The 16,670-nt window shown below is 39.2% G+C and carries 15 protein-coding genes and 1 pseudogene; 1 reads left to right on the plus strand and 15 read right to left on the minus strand.

The window, feature by feature from the left end; translation table 11 throughout:
- Positions 1-26: 26 nt before the first annotated feature.
- The 5 genes and pseudogenes from B1NLA3E_RS16735 to rpsU form a co-directional block, all read right to left on the minus strand.
- The gene (locus B1NLA3E_RS16735) at positions 27-506 is read right to left on the minus strand and encodes a hypothetical protein (RefSeq protein ID WP_015595020.1); all 480 of its coding nucleotides are present in this window, start codon (positions 504-506) and stop codon (positions 27-29) included.
- A 36-nt stretch (positions 507-542) separates the two neighbouring features.
- Positions 543-1,535: a flotillin-like protein FloA gene (gene floA / locus B1NLA3E_RS16740; protein WP_015595021.1), complete on the minus strand. Its 993-nt coding sequence runs from the start codon at positions 1,533-1,535 to the stop codon at positions 543-545.
- A pseudogene (locus tag B1NLA3E_RS16745) lies at positions 1,532-2,209 on the minus strand (NfeD family protein); the annotation flags it as partial. The pseudogene B1NLA3E_RS16745 and the gene floA, both read right to left, overlap by 4 nt.
- A gap of 245 nt (positions 2,210-2,454) precedes the next feature.
- Entirely contained in the window at positions 2,455-2,901 is a 447-nt protein-coding gene (locus B1NLA3E_RS16750) for a GatB/YqeY domain-containing protein (RefSeq protein ID WP_015595023.1), read from the minus strand.
- A 15-nt stretch (positions 2,902-2,916) separates the two neighbouring features.
- Positions 2,917-3,090, minus strand: a complete 174-nt coding sequence (rpsU, locus tag B1NLA3E_RS16755; protein WP_015595024.1) for a 30S ribosomal protein S21 — start codon at positions 3,088-3,090, stop codon at positions 2,917-2,919.
- Between the two features lie 271 nt (positions 3,091-3,361).
- Between rpsU and B1NLA3E_RS16760 the strand changes: the two genes are divergently transcribed.
- Positions 3,362-4,288, plus strand: a complete 927-nt coding sequence (locus tag B1NLA3E_RS16760) for a Na/Pi symporter (protein WP_015595025.1) — start codon at positions 3,362-3,364, stop codon at positions 4,286-4,288.
- A gap of 34 nt (positions 4,289-4,322) precedes the next feature.
- On the opposite strand, the gene deoC is transcribed toward B1NLA3E_RS16760, so the two are convergent.
- The 10 genes from deoC to lepA form a co-directional block, all read right to left on the minus strand.
- Positions 4,323-4,994 carry a deoxyribose-phosphate aldolase gene (gene deoC, locus B1NLA3E_RS16765; protein WP_015595026.1) on the minus strand — a complete coding sequence of 224 codons (672 nt, stop codon included), beginning with the start codon at positions 4,992-4,994 and terminating at the stop codon, positions 4,323-4,325.
- A gap of 375 nt (positions 4,995-5,369) precedes the next feature.
- Positions 5,370-6,725, minus strand: coding sequence for a tRNA (N(6)-L-threonylcarbamoyladenosine(37)-C(2))-methylthiotransferase MtaB (mtaB, locus tag B1NLA3E_RS16775; RefSeq protein WP_015595028.1), 1,356 nt, complete (start codon positions 6,723-6,725; stop codon positions 5,370-5,372).
- 5 nt (positions 6,726-6,730) lie between these two features.
- The gene (locus B1NLA3E_RS16780) at positions 6,731-7,480 is read right to left on the minus strand and encodes a 16S rRNA (uracil(1498)-N(3))-methyltransferase (RefSeq protein ID WP_041580632.1); all 750 of its coding nucleotides are present in this window, start codon (positions 7,478-7,480) and stop codon (positions 6,731-6,733) included.
- Between the two features lie 110 nt (positions 7,481-7,590).
- Entirely contained in the window at positions 7,591-8,529 is a 939-nt protein-coding gene (prmA, locus tag B1NLA3E_RS16785; RefSeq protein ID WP_015595030.1) for a 50S ribosomal protein L11 methyltransferase, read from the minus strand.
- Between the two features lie 23 nt (positions 8,530-8,552).
- The gene (dnaJ, locus tag B1NLA3E_RS16790; protein WP_015595031.1) at positions 8,553-9,686 is read right to left on the minus strand and encodes a molecular chaperone DnaJ; all 1,134 of its coding nucleotides are present in this window, start codon (positions 9,684-9,686) and stop codon (positions 8,553-8,555) included.
- A gap of 124 nt (positions 9,687-9,810) precedes the next feature.
- Positions 9,811-11,643: a molecular chaperone DnaK gene (gene dnaK / locus B1NLA3E_RS16795; protein WP_015595032.1), complete on the minus strand. Its 1,833-nt coding sequence runs from the start codon at positions 11,641-11,643 to the stop codon at positions 9,811-9,813.
- A 49-nt stretch (positions 11,644-11,692) separates the two neighbouring features.
- A complete protein-coding gene (grpE, locus tag B1NLA3E_RS16800) occupies positions 11,693-12,283 on the minus strand; it encodes a nucleotide exchange factor GrpE (RefSeq protein ID WP_015595033.1) in 591 nt (196 codons plus the stop codon).
- Between the two features lie 125 nt (positions 12,284-12,408).
- Positions 12,409-13,440, minus strand: coding sequence for a heat-inducible transcriptional repressor HrcA (hrcA, locus tag B1NLA3E_RS16805; protein WP_015595034.1), 1,032 nt, complete (start codon positions 13,438-13,440; stop codon positions 12,409-12,411).
- 94 nt (positions 13,441-13,534) lie between these two features.
- Complete coding sequence (hemW, locus tag B1NLA3E_RS16810; RefSeq protein WP_041580633.1) at positions 13,535-14,668, minus strand: radical SAM family heme chaperone HemW; 1,134 nt, start codon at positions 14,666-14,668, stop codon at positions 13,535-13,537.
- Between the two features lie 80 nt (positions 14,669-14,748).
- Positions 14,749-16,584, minus strand: coding sequence for a translation elongation factor 4 (lepA, locus tag B1NLA3E_RS16815; RefSeq protein WP_015595036.1), 1,836 nt, complete (start codon positions 16,582-16,584; stop codon positions 14,749-14,751).
- Positions 16,585-16,670: the final 86 nt, after the last annotated feature.

Raw genomic sequence — 16,670 nt, forward strand, 5'->3', positions numbered from 1 at the left:
GGTTCGCATTTTTTTGGCTAGTACCCTTAGTTTCGCCTATGGTTAATCGGACGATAAGGTTGTTTGGCACGAGGAGGACCAAGAACCTCGGACCAAATTAGCCCTTCAATTAAAGTCGATTGGTCAACCTGTACTTGCTTTACTTTAGGAGAATTCACCCTTGCTTGTAAATTAACGGCATTTCCCTTTGGTGTCATTCTGGTAGCCTCACCGAGCTTTGATGTTTCAGTTGTTAATTGTTCAAACTGATGATTCATTTTATCATAAATAGCGTTTGGCTTTTTTCGGGCTTTTTGTTGTTGTTTTGCATTTTTTTTCTGTTCATCATGTTCGTTTACCCTCTTGATTTGCCTTACCGGATTTTCAAATGAAGTCGGAACGCGTTGTGATAAAGGAGTGCGTCTTTTACCATCTTCAGGCTCGCTCACTTTCATCTTTTTATAAACGGATGAAATAATTCCAATCAGAATCACCAGAATGAAAGGATTTTCAAACAAACTTTTCACTAGAGATTCCCCCTTCAAGAGATGCCCAACACATTCTTAGTCTTTATCGTTAGGTTTTTGGTCACCCGACATTTTTCCGATTGAACCTCTCATGTCCGTGTCCGCGGAAATATTTTGATAGTTCATATAATCCATTACGCCGATGTTGCCTTCTCGTAATGCTTCTGCCAATGCTAATGGTACTGTTGCTTCAGATTCAACCACTTTCGCCCGCATTTCTTGAACCTTTGCTTTCATTTCTTGTTCTAAAGCAACAGCCATCGCCCTACGTTCTTCCGCTTTAGCTTGAGCAATTTTTTTATCTGCCTCAGCCTGCTCGGTTTGTAATTCCGCCCCAATATTTTTACCGATATCAACATCCGCGATATCAATGGATAGGATTTCAAAGGCAGTACCTGCATCTAAGCCCTTGGAAAGAACGGTTTGGGAAATCAAATCTGGATTTTCGAGAACCTTTTTATGGCTTTCACTTGAACCAATTGTCGATACAATGCCCTCACCAACACGAGCCACTACGGTTTCTTCACCAGCACCACCGACTAATCGCTCAATATTAGCCCGGACGGTAATTCTCGCTTTTGCCTTTACTTCAATCCCATTCATCGCCACACCAGCAATAAATGGGGTCTCAATGACTTTAGGATTAACACTCATTTGTACAGCATCAAGTACATCACGACCGGCAAGATCGATGGCTGCACAGCGCTCAAACGGCAATTCAATATTGGCACGATGTGCTGCAATTAAGGCATTTACTACGCGGTCGACATTTCCACCTGCTAAATAATGGCTTTCTAACTGATTTGTTGTAACATTTATCCCAGCTTTATGAGCCTTTATAAGAGGATTAATTACCCTGCTCGGTGTAACCCTCCGTAGTCTCATCCCAACCAGGGTGAAAATACTGACTTTAACACCTGCCGCAAGTGCTGATACCCACAGCATAACCGGGACAAAAGTAAATAAAACCGCTAATACAATGATCCCAAGTACAATGGCAATAATTAATAATGCAACACCAGCATTCATAATTTTAGCTCCTCCTTTGAAGTACTATTACATTCTCTTACAACAATTCGAGATCCTTCCACCTTCACTACTTTTACTTGCTTACCTTTTACAATAAAATCTCCTTCACTGACAACATCAACCCGTTCATCGTCTATTAAAACGGTTCCTGATGGGCGTAAAGCGGTGAAGGTAATTCCAGCCTTACCAAGTAAATCCGTTCTGTTTAGATTGGAAACATAACCATTTTCCGTATTTGTAGAGTCAGTCAAAATGATTTTATTAAATAATCTCATTTTCTTCCCATACACCTTTACCATTAAAATAGCGACAATAATAGATAACCCAATGGCAATAAGGATTGAAATCCCCATATTAATCATGTTATCAGATGCCAAAAGTAAGCTAGTAATAATTGATAGGGTACCAAGCACCCCGATAATTCCACCTGGTACAAACAGTTCCAAAATAATCAGGCCAATACCTAGGACAAATAACAGGATCGTTTCAAAACCTGCCAATCCGGCAACCAAATGTCCATAAAAAAACAATACCAGTGCAGTAAGCCCGACTAACCCTGGAAAGCCAAAACCTGGAGAAAACAATTCCATTACAAAACCTAAACTGGCAATAGCCAACAAAATCGTGATTACAACAGGATGAGTAAGAAATCCAACCAAACTCTCCAAAAAGGTGCCACTTAAAGACTGTGTCTCACCACCGAAAATAATCAATATGCTAACTATGAATAATAATGCTAAAAAAGCAAGGATCTTCCGCATTGCTCTGTCCTCCTTTCTTAGTTTATGTTCTCAAGATATATACGCAAGTTAGGAAAAAAAGTTTCAGTTAATTTAAGAGGTTCAGTAAAGATTCTGTGATGACTTCTTATTAAAGGTGAAAAGCCGCAGAGTAAACTCTGCGGCCATTGATGTTGTTATTATGAAAGGTGTTGTAGAACAAGTTTATTTACGAGTGTTCCGTCTGCTTTCCCCTTAACCTTCGGCATGATCGCAGACATTACTTTTCCCATCTCAGCTTTTGATGTTGCACCTATTTCTGAAATTGTTTGTTTTACTATTTCAGCCAACTCTTCTTCAGAGAGTTGTTTCGGCATGTACAACTCGACAAATGTCAATTCTGTAAGCAATTTTTCAACCAGATCTTCACGACCTGCCTTTTCAAATTCATGGAGGGAGTCCTTGCGTTGTTTCATTTCGCGAGAAAGGATTGTTAGCTCTTCTTCTTCGGATAGCTCTTTATTTCCAAGCTTTATCGCTTCATTTTGCAATGATGCTTTGATCATCCGAATGACAGAGAGTTTGTCTTTTTCCTTGTTTTTCATCGCTTGTTTCATATCATTATTTAAACGCTCGAGAAGACTCATGAATTACACCCTCTCTTAGAACTTACGTTTTCTTGCAGCTTCAGACTTCTTCTTACGTTTTACACTAGGCTTTTCGTAGAATTCGCGCTTTCTAGCTTCTTGTATAGTACCTGATTTAGATACAGTACGTTTGAAGCGACGAAGAGCATCTTCAAGCGATTCGTTTTTACGAACGACGGTTTTAGACATTCTCTTTCCCTCCCTCCGAACACAACACACTAACATCGAGGACATGGAGTTCCATGTACTTTGACAATTATAATATAATGATGATATAAGGTCAACTGAATTTGGCATTGTTACTATGTATCGGCAAAAATTTTTATATTTCGACTATATTCTTCCATAATTCAAATATAATTAATACGTTGATAAATCAACTTACCATCACGAATACTTTCATCTTTGGAATGTCTAAATTTCCATCCTCATTCATATATAAAGATAGGGAGTGACGGACATGTTATACATTTTACTTTTTTTGCTTCTAATTGGAGCCTTTATTATGGGAATGACCGTTTTAAGAGCCGGATTATTTCAGCTGTCGGGTGACAAATTAAAAAAACTTCTCGAACAGGTCACCAGCAACCCATTTAAGGCACTGATTACAAGTGTTCTGGTAACGGCAACTCTTCACAGTAGTGCAGCTGTAATGGTCATTACCATAGGCTTAATTTCCGCTGGGATGCTCACTTTTCCAAAATCGATTGGAATTATATTAGGAACAAATATTGGCACAACCTTTACGACAGAAATTATCACATTTGATTTCAATCAAATTCTTATTCCAATGGCAATTATAGGGGCAATTTTTATGCTTTTTAAAGATCTGAAGATCAAAAGCACTGGATCTATTTTATTCGGAATGTCTGCGGTTTTTATTGCAATTAGAGGTTTTGAATTTTTATCGCACCCCCTTACTAGCATGCCATTTGTAGAAAAAATCTTATTGTTTCTTAACCAGAGTCATTTTTTAAGCGTTATTTTCGGGACTATTTTCACCGCATTAATACAATCTAGTACTGCCATGACCGGTATAACAATGGGATTTTTATCCGGTAGAATCCTCAACCTTGATAGTGGAATCGCGATTATGCTTGGTTCCAACATTGGGACATGTGTGACTGCATTTTTAGCTGCTGTTGGGGCTGGACATGAATCCAAATTATGTGCCTATGCACATATATGGTTAAACGTTGTCGGAGTAACGATCTTTTTTCCGTTAATAGGCTGGCTGGCATCCATCTCGTCAGTTGCTGCCAGTAGCCCTGATGTCCAACTTGCCCATTCCAGTTTGATTTTTAATGTAATGTCATCTTTGTTCGTACTACCTTTTGCTGAACATTTCGGGAAATGGATCCTATATGTCCATGGAAAAAAAATTTAAAAAGGCTGACTATGAGAAGTCAGCCTTTTCCATTTTAATATTCTGCATCACTCGTTAAGCCGTTTACAATTGCTACACCCGAGCTTGCGCCAATTCTAGTTGCACCAGCAGCAATCATACTCTGGGCATCGCTCGTATTTCTAACTCCACCTGAAGCCTTTACACCAATTTCAGGTCCTACCGTTTTTCTCATTAGTGCGATATCTTCCACACTAGCTCCTCCAGTAGAAAAACCTGTAGAGGTTTTAACAAAGTCTGTTCCGGCCTTAACAGCAATTTGACAAGCTCGTACCTTCTCATCATCTGTAAGTAAACTAGTTTCGATGATGACTTTTGTCAAAGCTTTGCCTTTTGCAGCACTCACTACGGCACGAATATCATTCTCTACTAAGTCGTCATTTCCATCTTTTAACGCACTAATATTGATAACCATGTCTACTTCTTCAGCACCATTTTCAATTGCATTTTTTGTTTCAAATGCTTTTGTTTCGGTTGTTGATGCCCCAAGTGGGAAACCAATTACGGTGCATACCTTAACGGAGCTATCTTTTAATTGTTCGCTTGCGTATCTCACCCATGTTGGGTTTACACAAACAGAAGCAAACTTATATTCCTTCGCTTCCTTACATAACAGTTCAATTTGTTCTTTTTTTGCATCAGCTTTTAATAGGGTATGATCAATCATTGCTGCAACATTATTAGACATATTTGTTTTCTCCCTTCAGACCTGAAGATGTCCGTACCTCTTACATCATATCATTCTCAAAAAGAAAATTCGAGGGGTTTTTACAAGCCCTTTTAGTTTAAAAAGAAATGGAAGGATTTATACCAAATTTAAATAAAAGGCTGTGTTAAAGCTCAATGGTGATTTTTTGAACAATGTTGATTGGAGTGGAGGGCGCGAAGACTCCTGCGGGAGCAGCGGGACAGGTGAGACCCCACAGGCGCTAGCGCCGAGGAGGCTCACCGCCCGCCCCGCGGAAAGCGAAGCGCCTGAAGCGGAAATCAACATTCTAGTTAAACAGATCCAAATAAAAAAACAGGCTACCGTGATCCATCTAGGTAGCCTGTTTGCATTATATTAAATTGCAGCTTCTTCTTCCTGGACTATATCATCATTCAATACCCGAATGAATTGACCTTCGTTGTATGGATAGCCCACCTTGGTAATTTTAACTTTGACAATTTTCCCGATCATTGCCTCTGTTCCGGCAAAGACTACTTTTAGGTAATTGTCCGCGTAGCCAGTGTATAAAGGACTCTCATCGTTTTCGTGATGTTTTTCTTCTGGAATAACCTCAAGAACTTCCCCTTCAAATTGCGAAGCATATTCTTTTGCCAATTGATCAGAAAGAGAAATGAGTCGATGAACTCGATCATTTTTCACTTCCTCGTCAACTTGGTCCTCCATCCGTGCAGCAGGAGTCCCTGTTCGCTTGGAATATGGGAAAACATGAAGCTCAGAAAATTGATGTTCTTCGATAAAGTTATAGGTCTCCATAAATTCCTCTTCTGTTTCGCCTGGAAAGCCAACAATTACATCAGAGGTAATTGCTAAACCTGGTAGAACCTCTTTTAAGCGGTCCAAACGCTCTGCAAAAAACTCCATGGTATATTTACGGCGCATCCTTTTTAAAACAGAATTAGAGCCTGATTGTAGTGGAATATGGAGGTGACGAACAATAATATTAGAATTTTTGATTGCTTCAATAACCTCATCGGTAATTTGGCTGGCCTCAATAGAAGAAATACGGAGGCGCTTTAAGCCTTTTACTTCTTTTTCAAGGTCTTGTAAAAGCATGGCCAAGTTATAATCCTTCATATCTTCACCATATCCACCGGTGTGAATACCAGTTAAGACAATTTCTTTATAGCCAGCATCAACGAGCTGTTGTGCTTGACGTACAACCTCTTTTGGATCACGTGAACGCATCAAGCCACGTGCCCAAGGAATAATACAGAAGGTACAAAAATTGTTGCAGCCTTCTTGAATTTTCAAAGAAGCACGAGTCCGGTCTGTAAAAGCAGGAACATCCAACTCTTCATAAACACGGCTTTTCATAATATTTCTGACACCATTAATAGGCTGGCGCTCTTGCTTATATTGTTCAATGAAATCTAGCATTTTGACACGATCCTGTGTTCCAACGACAACATCAACACCAGGGATTGCCAAGATTTCTGCTGGTGAAGTCTGTGCATAACATCCAGTAACACAAATGACAGCATCTGGGTTCTTCCTCACAGCACGACGAATAATTTGACGACTTTTCTTATCGCCGGTATTCGTTACGGTACATGTATTGATAATATAAACATCGGATGTTGTTTCAAACTCCACCCGCTCATAGCCCTGTTCTTTAAATAATTGCCAAATCGCTTCTGTTTCATAATGGTTTACCTTACATCCAAGTGTATGAAACGCTACTGTAGGCATAATAATCACCTCAATAATTCTTTATGATAAGACACCGCTGATAAAAAATAAAGGGGTGCTGTTTCCGTTCTTAATATACGGGGGCCAAGTCCGCAAACAGAAAACCCATTTTCTTTCAGCAATGAGATTTCCTGTGTAGAAAGCCCGCCCTCTGGACCAAAAACCATTAGCAGTGACTGTCCCGCCTTAATTTCACTAAGCGTTTTAGCTAACACTGCAACTTCGCCTTGCTTTGCCTCTTCTTCATAGGCCACTAGTTTAAAATCATAATTCGCAGCCTGTTCAAGGAGTGTTTTTATGTGGACTGGAGAAAAAACTTGCGGTATCTTGCTGCGATAGGATTGTTCCGCTGCCTCTTTGGCAATTTTTTGCCACCGTTCAACCTTTTTTTTCGCTTTCTTTTCATCCCATTTGACAATGGAGCGAGATGCAAGAAAGGGAACAAAATCCGTTGCACCAAGCTCTGTGCCCTTTTGAATAATCCACTCAAGCTTATCCCCTTTTGGCAATCCGCTCGCAATAGATACTTTTATTGGAAGCTCAGTTGTCTCATCTTCCCATTTTACAACGTTTGCCACCACTTGTTCATCGGTAATTTCTGCAATTTGACAAACTGCACTTTTGCCTTCTTTGGTAACACACACAATTGTTTCGCCTGATTTCATTCTCATCACACGAGCAATATGGTGATAGTCATCACCATTAATCGTAAAACGATTGGTTTCGGGGTTGGTATTTACAAAATAACGTTGCAAGGAAAATCCCCTCTTTCTTACCATGTATATTAAAACATACAAAAAATAAACTCGCCAGCGGGCGAGCCTTTGTAATGCAATAAGTAGGGGAAAGGCCCCTAAAAAAGTATCTAATTCTTCTTGGCGATAATCGCTACCCAGTCTTCCATAACTAGCGTTTCTTCAATTGTAAACCCAGCGTTTATGATCCCGTCTTTCACTTGCTCTTTTTTCTGTTGAATAATCCCGGAAGCTATGAAGTAACCACCCTTTTTGACCACTCTTGCAACATCATCGGTAAAGCGAAGGATCACTTCAGCAAGAATATTAGCTACAACTATATCTACTGGTCCAACAATCCCATCCAATAGGTTATTTTGAGCCACTGTAACAAAATCTTTTACCTTGTTAAGCTTAATATTTAGCGATGCAGACTGAACTGCGACTTCATCTAAATCTAATGCCGTCACCTTTTCCGCTCCCAATAGTGCTGCAGCAATGCTTAAAACTCCTGTTCCGGTCCCGACATCAATGACATTGTCACCAGATTTAATAGTACTTTCAAGGGACTGTACACACATCACAGTGGTTGGATGGGTACCTGTACCAAATGCCATTCCTGGGTCCAATTCGATAATTAGCTCGTCACTGCCTACAGGAGTATAGTTTTCCCAGGTTGGAACAATCGTAAACCGTTCAGAAATTTTAACAGGATTATAATACTTTTTCCAAGCAGTAGCCCATTCTTCCTCGTTTACTTCACTGATAGTCACATTATTTTTTCCAATATCAATATTAAAAAGAATTAAATTATTAATTGCATCCTTAATTTCCTCAACTGTTTCCCCTAGAAAACTGTTAATCGGAATATAGGCTTTGATAATAACCCCTTCCTCGGGATAATCATCAGGATTGAGTTGGTAGATTTCACCGAATCGATCCACCCTTTCCTTACTTAGCTCAAAGGGATCCTCGATTACAACGCCACTGGCGCCTGCTTCGTGTAAAATATTTGAGATTGGCTCAATAGCTTCATTTGTTGTATGAATACTAAGCTCTGACCATTTCATCTCTACCAACTCCATTTCATCCTTTATTCACCTTTAAAGGCGCGCTTAACTTTTGAAAAAATACTCTCTTCATGACTGCCATTTGGTGCCTTACCGCTAGCTTCAGAAAATTCTCGAAGAAGTTGTTTCTGCTTATCCGATAATTTAGATGGGGTAATAATTCGAACGATTACATGCTGGTCTCCAACACCATAACCTCTTACATTCGGAACACCTTTACCCTTAAGTCTAAACTTCGTACCTGTCTGAGTACCTGCAGGGACTTTTAATTTTACTTTGCCATGCAAGGTTGGAATCTCGATATCATCCCCAAGGGCGGCCTGTGAAAAGGTAATTGGCATTTCACAGTAAATATCTTCCCCATCACGTTCAAAAAACTCATGGTCCCGAACGTGGAACACTACATATAAATCCCCAGAAGGCCCACCATTTATACCGCCTTCACCTTGACCGGTAACTCTTAGTTGTTGACCATCATCAATACCAGCAGGGATTTTCACATGAATTTTCCGACGTTTTTTCACTTTACCTGCTCCACCGCATGTAGAACATTTATTCTTAATTAATTTTCCTGTTCCGTTACAATGGTGACAAGTTCTTCTATTAACAATTCTTCCAAAAGGTGTGTTTTGTTCGACATTAAGCTGACCAGCACCATGGCAATGTGGACAGGTTTCTGGGTTTGTCCCAGGTTTAGCACCCGAACCGTGGCAGGTTTCACATTCTTCTTCCCGTGGGATTTCGATGTCAGTTTCTTTGCCAAATACTGCTTCTTCAAACTTTAGTGTCATCGTATATTGCAAATCAGCACCTTGTCGTGGTGCGTTAGGATCACGACGTCTTGATCCTCCGCCTCCTCCACCAAAAAAGGTATTGAAGATATCTTCAAATCCACCGAAACCGCCACCGCCAAAATCGCTGCCACCGAAACCTTGATTTGGGTCAGTATGGCCAAATTGATCGTAATGGGCACGTTTCTGCTCATCGCTCAATATTTCATACGCTTCTTTTACTTCTTTAAATTTATCGGCTGCATCATCTTCTTTATTTATATCAGGGTGAAATTGTTTTGATAGCTTTCGATAAGCCTTCTTTATTTCTTCCTTTGATGCACTTTTACTAATTCCAAGAACTTCATAGTAATCTCGTTTATTCATGCCTACCACTCCCGCATCCTTTCACATAAAGGTTATTGTAACATTGTGAATCTGAACTTTGCAATACTAAAGAAAAAGCCAAAGCCATGAAGGACCTGACTTTGACTCTTTCTTAAGGTTGAATTTATTTATCGTCGTTAACTTCTTCAAACTCGGCATCGACTACATTATCATCTTTGCCTTTTCCATCTTGACCTTGAGCGCCTTGAGCAGCTTGAGCTTGCTTAGCAGCCTCTTCATAAAGCTTCACAGTCAAGTTTTGAACAAGCTCTTGTAAAGCGTCTTTCTTGGTTTTAATTTCGTCCAAGTCATTTTTCTCAATTGCAGCTTTGAGAGCATCTTTCGCCTCGTTGGCTTGTGCTACTTCACCAGCATCCACTTTGCCTTCAAGATCTTTTAATGTTTTCTCAGTTGTAAATACGAGCTGATCTGCTTCGTTTCGAAGTTCAACTTCTTCCTTACGTTTCTTATCAGCATCCGCATTTTCTTCAGCTTCTCTTACCATTTTTTGAATCTCCTCATCAGATAAGCCTGTTGAAGATTTAATCGTGATTGTCTGTTCTTTGTTTGTGCCAAGATCTTTTGCACGAACATTTACAATCCCGTTTTTATCAATATCGAAGGTAACTTCAATTTGCGGAATTCCTCTTGGAGCTGGTGGAATATCCGATAATTGGAAGCGTCCTAAAGTTTTATTATCAGAAGCCATTGGGCGTTCCCCTTGAAGAACGTGGATATCAACTGCAGTTTGACTATCAGCTGCCGTTGAGAACACTTGGGATTTTGATGTTGGAATGGTTGTATTACGATCAATTAGCTTGGTAAATACAGCACCCATAGTTTCAATCCCAAGAGATAAAGGTGTTACGTCTAGTAAAACAACATCCTTTACATCTCCAGAAATAACTCCACCTTGAATAGCAGCACCCATAGCCACTACTTCATCCGGGTTAACCCCTTTATGAGGCTCCTGGCCAGTTTCTTTACGAATTGCTTCGACAACAGCTGGAATACGAGTAGATCCACCTACAAGAATAACTTTGTCAATTCCAGATGCAGAAAGTCCTGCGTCCCTTAAAGCTTGACGAGTTGGTCCCATAGTTCTTTCTACTAAATGAGCAGTAAGTTCATCAAACTTTGCTCTTGTTAATGGAATTTCAAGATGTAATGGTCCAGCTTCTCCCGCAGTGATAAACGGTAAAGAGATTTGTGTAGAAGTTACTCCAGACAAGTCTTTTTTCGCTTTTTCAGCAGCATCCTTAAGACGTTGCAATGCCATTTTATCCTTAGAAAGGTCAATGCTATTTTCCTTTTTGAATTGATCTACTAAGTAATTAATAATAACTTGGTCGAAATCATCCCCACCTAGACGATTATCACCTGCAGTAGATTTTACTTCAAAAACTCCATCGCCTAATTCAAGAATGGATACGTCAAATGTACCACCACCAAGGTCATAAACAAGAATCGTTTGATCTTCATGCATCTTATCTAACCCATACGCTAAAGCCGCAGCAGTTGGCTCATTGATAATACGTTCAACATCTAGACCAGCAATTTTCCCAGCATCTTTTGTTGCTTGACGTTCAGCATCGTTAAAATAAGCAGGAACTGTAATTACCGCTTTTGTTACTGGCTCTCCTAGATAGTCTTCCGCGTAAGATTTTAAGTATTGAAGGATGATAGCTGAAACCTCTTGTGGAGAGTATTCCTTTCCTTCTACTTCAACTTTAAAATTCGTACCCATATGACGTTTTATCGACATAATCGTATTAGGATTTGTAATAGCTTGACGCTTTGCTACTTCCCCTACTTGACGTTCTCCATTTTTAAATGCAACTACAGATGGCGCTGTGCGATTGCCTTCTGGATTTGGAATAACTTTTGGTTCTCCGCCTTCTAATACGGCAACACAAGAGTTTGTGGTTCCTAAATCAATACCAATAATTTTACTCATAATCCTTAACCTCCCAATTACTTACTATGTAAGTGATAGACCTTATTTTTTATTGATTTACTTTCACCATTGATGGACGAATAACTCGATCCTTAAGGACATAACCCTTTTGGAACTCTTCTACAACAACATTAGATCCAAAATTTGCATCTTCAACTTGCATCACAGCCTGGTGAAGATGAGGATTGAACTCTTGACCAACGGCTTCAATTGGTTCAACACCTTCCTTTTTCAAGGCATCTAGCAAGTTGTTATATACCATTTCTATCCCTTGTTGCAATGATTTTGTTTGTTCATTTTCAACTGTCATCGAAAGGGCTCTTTCAAAGTTGTCAATGGCAGGTAAAATATCAGTAATTAAGTTTTGTGCTCTATATTTTTCGCTCGCCTCAATTTCTTGTCTTGAACGGCGGCGGAAATTATCAAAGTCAGCTTGAAGACGAAGATAACGGTTTTCTGAAGTCTCTAACTGCCCTTCAAGCTCGGCAATTTTCGTTTTTGCTTCTTCTAACTCTTTTTCTGTTCCAGATTCCACAACAACTTCTGAGTCGTCTGTTTCAGCAAAAATGGTTTCGACCGTTTCCTCTGTTTGTTGTTCTTCAACAACTTCTTCATTTTTAAGATTCTGTTCCTGTGTCATATATTCACCTCCTAAAAAGAAATACGCAAGTCGCTTGCCTTTTAACTCAATCTTTCACATCCCCAGAAATTACATAGAAAGGGGATGGAACAACCCTCGCTCCACCCTTATCAATATTTCCTGCGTCAGTTATTTTGATACAGCTTTGATAAAACCGTGGAAAGATCGCCCGTAAGCATTTTCAACAAGCTGATCACCCGGGAGTACTCCATCCGAGTTGGTCCAAGAATTGCAATCGATCCAAGTTGTTCTGTACCAACTGAGTAGGTGGCAGTAATTAAACTGCAGTTTTCCATCGCTGAGTTGTTATTTTCTCTGCCTATCTTGACATTAATCCCAATAGGATTCCTTTGGATTAGATCATAAATCCCATCCTCTTGCTCGATCATATTCATTAAGCTACGAATTTTTTCGATGTCATGAAATTCTGGTTGTCTTAACATATTCGTTTTCCCACCGAAAAACAACTTATTTGATGTAGGAAGCTTAAATGTATCGGCAATTGTACTCAGCATGGAATCATATTGATAAATATGCTGACGCAAAAGTGATGCGACTTCTTTATATATTTTTTCATTTAAATCAACAATCGGCACACCGACTAAACGTTCATTTAAAATATTGACCAGTTTCTCAATTTCACTTGTGTCCATCGTTGCCGGTAAGTGAAACATCCGATTTTCAACATGCCCTGTATCAGTCACAATAATCGCAATCGCTGTATCATTGTATAAAGGGATAATTTGGATTTTTTTTAATTTATTTTCCCTGACTGCTGGCCCTAGTACGATAGACGTGTAATTGGTTAATTCAGATAAAATCCTAGCCGACTTTTGAACGATTTTTTCAAGTTCGTAAATTCTTTCGGCAAAAATCGACTTTACCTTAGTCACATCACCAGTCTCTAAAACGGGTGGAGACAGCAAATGGTCAACATAAAAACGATAGCCCTTTTCAGAAGGAATTCTACCTGATGAGGTATGGGTTTTCTCAATAAACCCCATTTCTTCTAGGTCAGCCATCTCATTTCGAATGGTCGCCGAACTAAAGGAAATTTCCTCCTTTTTTGACAAACTTCTTGAGCCGATTGGTTGTGCAGATCGAATAAAGTCATCAACAATTACTTGGAATATCAATACTTGACGATCTGTTAGCAACTGGACATCACCTCTGTTAGCACTCTTTATGAACGAGTGCTAATTCTATTATTAAATTATCAAAAATGAAGCAGAGTGTCAACGTTTAGATGTTTCAAATAAAAGATTGAAATACCTCGTTACCAAGAAACTTACCCTGTTTTGTTAAAAAAATCATGTCATGATTAATTTCAATTAACCCTCTGTTTAGTAAGTCAGCAATTTCATCCTGAAATAACGCCAACGGATCTTCAGCAAATTTCTCGCGAAAATGCGACAAAGATACTCCTGCAATTTTTCTTAAACCAAGAAACATCTCCTCTTCAATTGCCTCCCGCTTAGTTACCTCATGATTATCTAAGATGGGCAGCTGCCCACGTTTAATCGGGTCCATATACTTTTTTAACGGACCATAATTTGAACGTCGACTCCCATTAACATAGCTATGTGCTCCCGCACCAAATCCATAATACGACTCATTATTCCAGTAAGTTAGATTATGTTTACTCTCAAACCCCGGCAGACCAAAGTTACTTATTTCATATTGATTAAACCCATTCTTATCCATTTCATCCATCAATATTTCATACATTTCTGTTTCAATGTCTTCACTCTGAGTCGGGAGCTTACCTTTACTTAATAAATTATAAAATACTGTTTTTGGCTCAATAATTAGTGAGTATCCAGAGTAGTGAGTAATATCTAGAGAAAATGCTTTAGACAAAGTTTGTTTAAAATCTTGGATTGTTTGACCCGGCAAACTATAAATCAAGTCGACACTAATATTTTCAAATCCCGTTTCCTTTGCAAGCTCGACCGACTTAAATACATCTTCTGCTCGATGAGTTCTGCCAATCCTCTTTAAAAGTTCATTGTTAAAGGTTTGTACACCAAAACTAATCCGATTAACACCTGCTTGTTTTAGTATTTGAAACTTTTCCTTTGATAAGTCACCCGGATTTGCTTCAAATGTAAATTCCGTTTCATGATCAAAAGGGAGATTGTTTTTAATAATTTCACAAAACAAGAGAAGTTGCTGCTCGGTTAAGGCAGTTGGGGTTCCTCCCCCTACAAAGATCGTCTTTAGCCTATCTGGGGGTGAGTTTTGTTCAAAAGTCAATTTGATTTCTTGTTCCATTGCTAATAAATACTCGGTTACTGGCTGACCTTTGAGAAATACTTTATTAAAATCACAATAGTGGCAAATATGTTCACAAAATGGGATATGAAGATACGCAGCATTTATCATTTTTTCAACCTTCCATTTCACCTATAAGAAAAAGAGGCTAGCACAGCTTGTTAACAAGCATGTCTAACCCCAAGTCCTTTTTATTTTTTCGTATTATTATCATCCATTTTCAAAACAGCCATGAAGGCTTCTTGTGGTACTTCTACGGACCCCACCTGCTTCATCCGTTTTTTACCTTCTTTTTGCTTCTCTAAAAGCTTCCGTTTACGAGAAATATCTCCACCATAACACTTAGCCAAGACGTTTTTACCCATCGATTTAATCGTTGATCGCGCTACAATTTTCTGCCCAATTGCGGCTTGAATCGGCACTTCAAATTGTTGTCTTGGTATTAATTCTTTTAGCTTCTCAACAATTACTTTACCGCGCTCGTATGCAAAATCGTTATGAACAATAAAGCTCAATGCATCCACTTTTTCAGCATTTAGAAGGATGTCCATTTTCACTAGTTTTGATTGCTTATAACCAATTAACTCATAATCAAACGAAGCATAACCTTTTGTACTTGATTTTAATTGGTCAAAGAAATCATAGACGATTTCTGATAATGGAATTTCATAAACAATGCTGACACGATTTTGATCTAAATATTGCATGTCAATAAAAATACCCCGTTTGGTTTGGCAAATCTCCATAATTGCTCCTACATAATCGTTAGGAGACATCATGGTTGCTTTTACATACGGTTCTTCAATCCGATCAATTTTTTGTGGATCGGGCATTTTGGATGGATTATCCACCTTCAAGTCAGATCCATCTGTCATAACGACATGGTATATAACACTTGGTGCGGTCGTAATTAGGTCTATTTTAAATTCACGTTCGATTCGTTCTTGAATAATTTCCATATGCAGAAGTCCAAGGAAACCACAGCGGAAACCGAAGCCAAGTGCTTGAGACGTCTCTGGCTCGAATTGAAGCGCAGAATCGTTTAATTGTAATTTTTCTAGTGCATCACGTAAGTCATTAAATTTTGCAGAATCTATTGGATAAAGACCACAGTACACCATCGGATTCATCTTACGATAACCAGGCAGGGCTTCTGTCGCACCATTTTTCGCACTGGTAATTGTGTCCCCTACTCGCGTATCGCCGACGTTTCTGATTGCAGCAGTTAAAAAACCAACTTCTCCAACCGTTAGTTCATCAAGTAGAACTGGTTTTGGTGTAAAAACACCGACTTCCGTTACATCAAACTCTTTTCCCGTTGCCATCATTTTGATTCTATCGCCAACTTTTACAGATCCTTGAACCACCCTAATATAAGCGACAACCCCACGGTAAGCATCAAATAATGAATCAAAAATCAAAGCTTTAAGCGGTCCATCCGGATCTCCTTCAGGCGCTGGTATCTTTTCTACTATTTGTTCAAGTATTTCCTCAATCCCTATTCCTGCTTTCGCAGATGCAAGTACCGCTTCCGATGCATCCAGACCGATGACTTCCTCAATCTCATGGCGGACTTTCTCAGGGTCAGCACTTGGAAGATCGATCTTATTAATAACAGGAACAATCTCTAATTCATTATCAAGTGCAAGGTAGACGTTTGCTAGAGTTTGCGCTTCTATTCCCTGCGCTGCGTCGACAACAAGGATCGCTCCTTCACATGCAGCTAAGCTGCGGGAAACTTCATATGTGAAATCGACATGTCCTGGTGTATCGATTAAATGCATTGTGTATTCTTCGCCATCTTTTGCTTTATATTTCAATTGGACAGAATTTAATTTTATCGTGATTCCACGTTCTCTTTCTAAATCCATGGAATCTAATAATTGATCCTTCATTTCACGAGCTGTTAGTGCATTGGTTTTTTCAAGTATCCGATCAGCTAACGTCGATTTTCCATGATCTATATGAGCAATAATGGAGAAATTACGGATTTTTGCTTGTCTCTTTAATTTTTCTTCTCTGTTCATCTCGTTCACTCCTACTATTCTCGCGCATGTACACTATTCTTCATTATACCAATTGAGATATTAACATTCAATAGAAAGCCGGAAGG

This window comes from Bacillus sp. 1NLA3E (genome assembly GCF_000242895.2).
In the GTDB taxonomy this organism is placed as follows: domain Bacteria; phylum Bacillota; class Bacilli; order Bacillales; family Cytobacillaceae; genus Bacillus_BU.

What these genes read in the sequence shown, in the direction of transcription:
- dnaJ (WP_015595031.1), bottom strand. Translation starts at nt 9,686, where the DNA reads ATGAATAAACGAGATTACTATGAAGTTCTTGGAATTAGTAAAAGTGCA.
- B1NLA3E_RS16760 (WP_015595025.1), top strand. Translation starts at nt 3,362, where the DNA reads ATGTTATACATTTTACTTTTTTTGCTTCTAATTGGAGCCTTTATTATG.
- mtaB (WP_015595028.1), bottom strand. Translation starts at nt 6,725, where the DNA reads ATGCCTACAGTAGCGTTTCATACACTTGGATGTAAGGTAAACCATTAT.
- floA (WP_015595021.1), bottom strand. Translation starts at nt 1,535, where the DNA reads ATGAATGCTGGTGTTGCATTATTAATTATTGCCATTGTACTTGGGATC.
- lepA (WP_015595036.1), bottom strand. Translation starts at nt 16,584, where the DNA reads ATGAACAGAGAAGAAAAATTAAAGAGACAAGCAAAAATCCGTAATTTC.
- B1NLA3E_RS16750 (WP_015595023.1), bottom strand. Translation starts at nt 2,901, where the DNA reads ATGAGTCTTCTCGAGCGTTTAAATAATGATATGAAACAAGCGATGAAA.
- deoC (WP_015595026.1), bottom strand. Translation starts at nt 4,994, where the DNA reads ATGTCTAATAATGTTGCAGCAATGATTGATCATACCCTATTAAAAGCT.
- hemW (WP_041580633.1), bottom strand. Translation starts at nt 14,668, where the DNA reads ATGATAAATGCTGCGTATCTTCATATCCCATTTTGTGAACATATTTGC.
- grpE (WP_015595033.1), bottom strand. Translation starts at nt 12,283, where the DNA reads ATGACACAGGAACAGAATCTTAAAAATGAAGAAGTTGTTGAAGAACAA.
- prmA (WP_015595030.1), bottom strand. Translation starts at nt 8,529, where the DNA reads ATGAAATGGTCAGAGCTTAGTATTCATACAACAAATGAAGCTATTGAG.
- rpsU (WP_015595024.1), bottom strand. Translation starts at nt 3,090, where the DNA reads ATGTCTAAAACCGTCGTTCGTAAAAACGAATCGCTTGAAGATGCTCTT.
- dnaK (WP_015595032.1), bottom strand. Translation starts at nt 11,643, where the DNA reads ATGAGTAAAATTATTGGTATTGATTTAGGAACCACAAACTCTTGTGTT.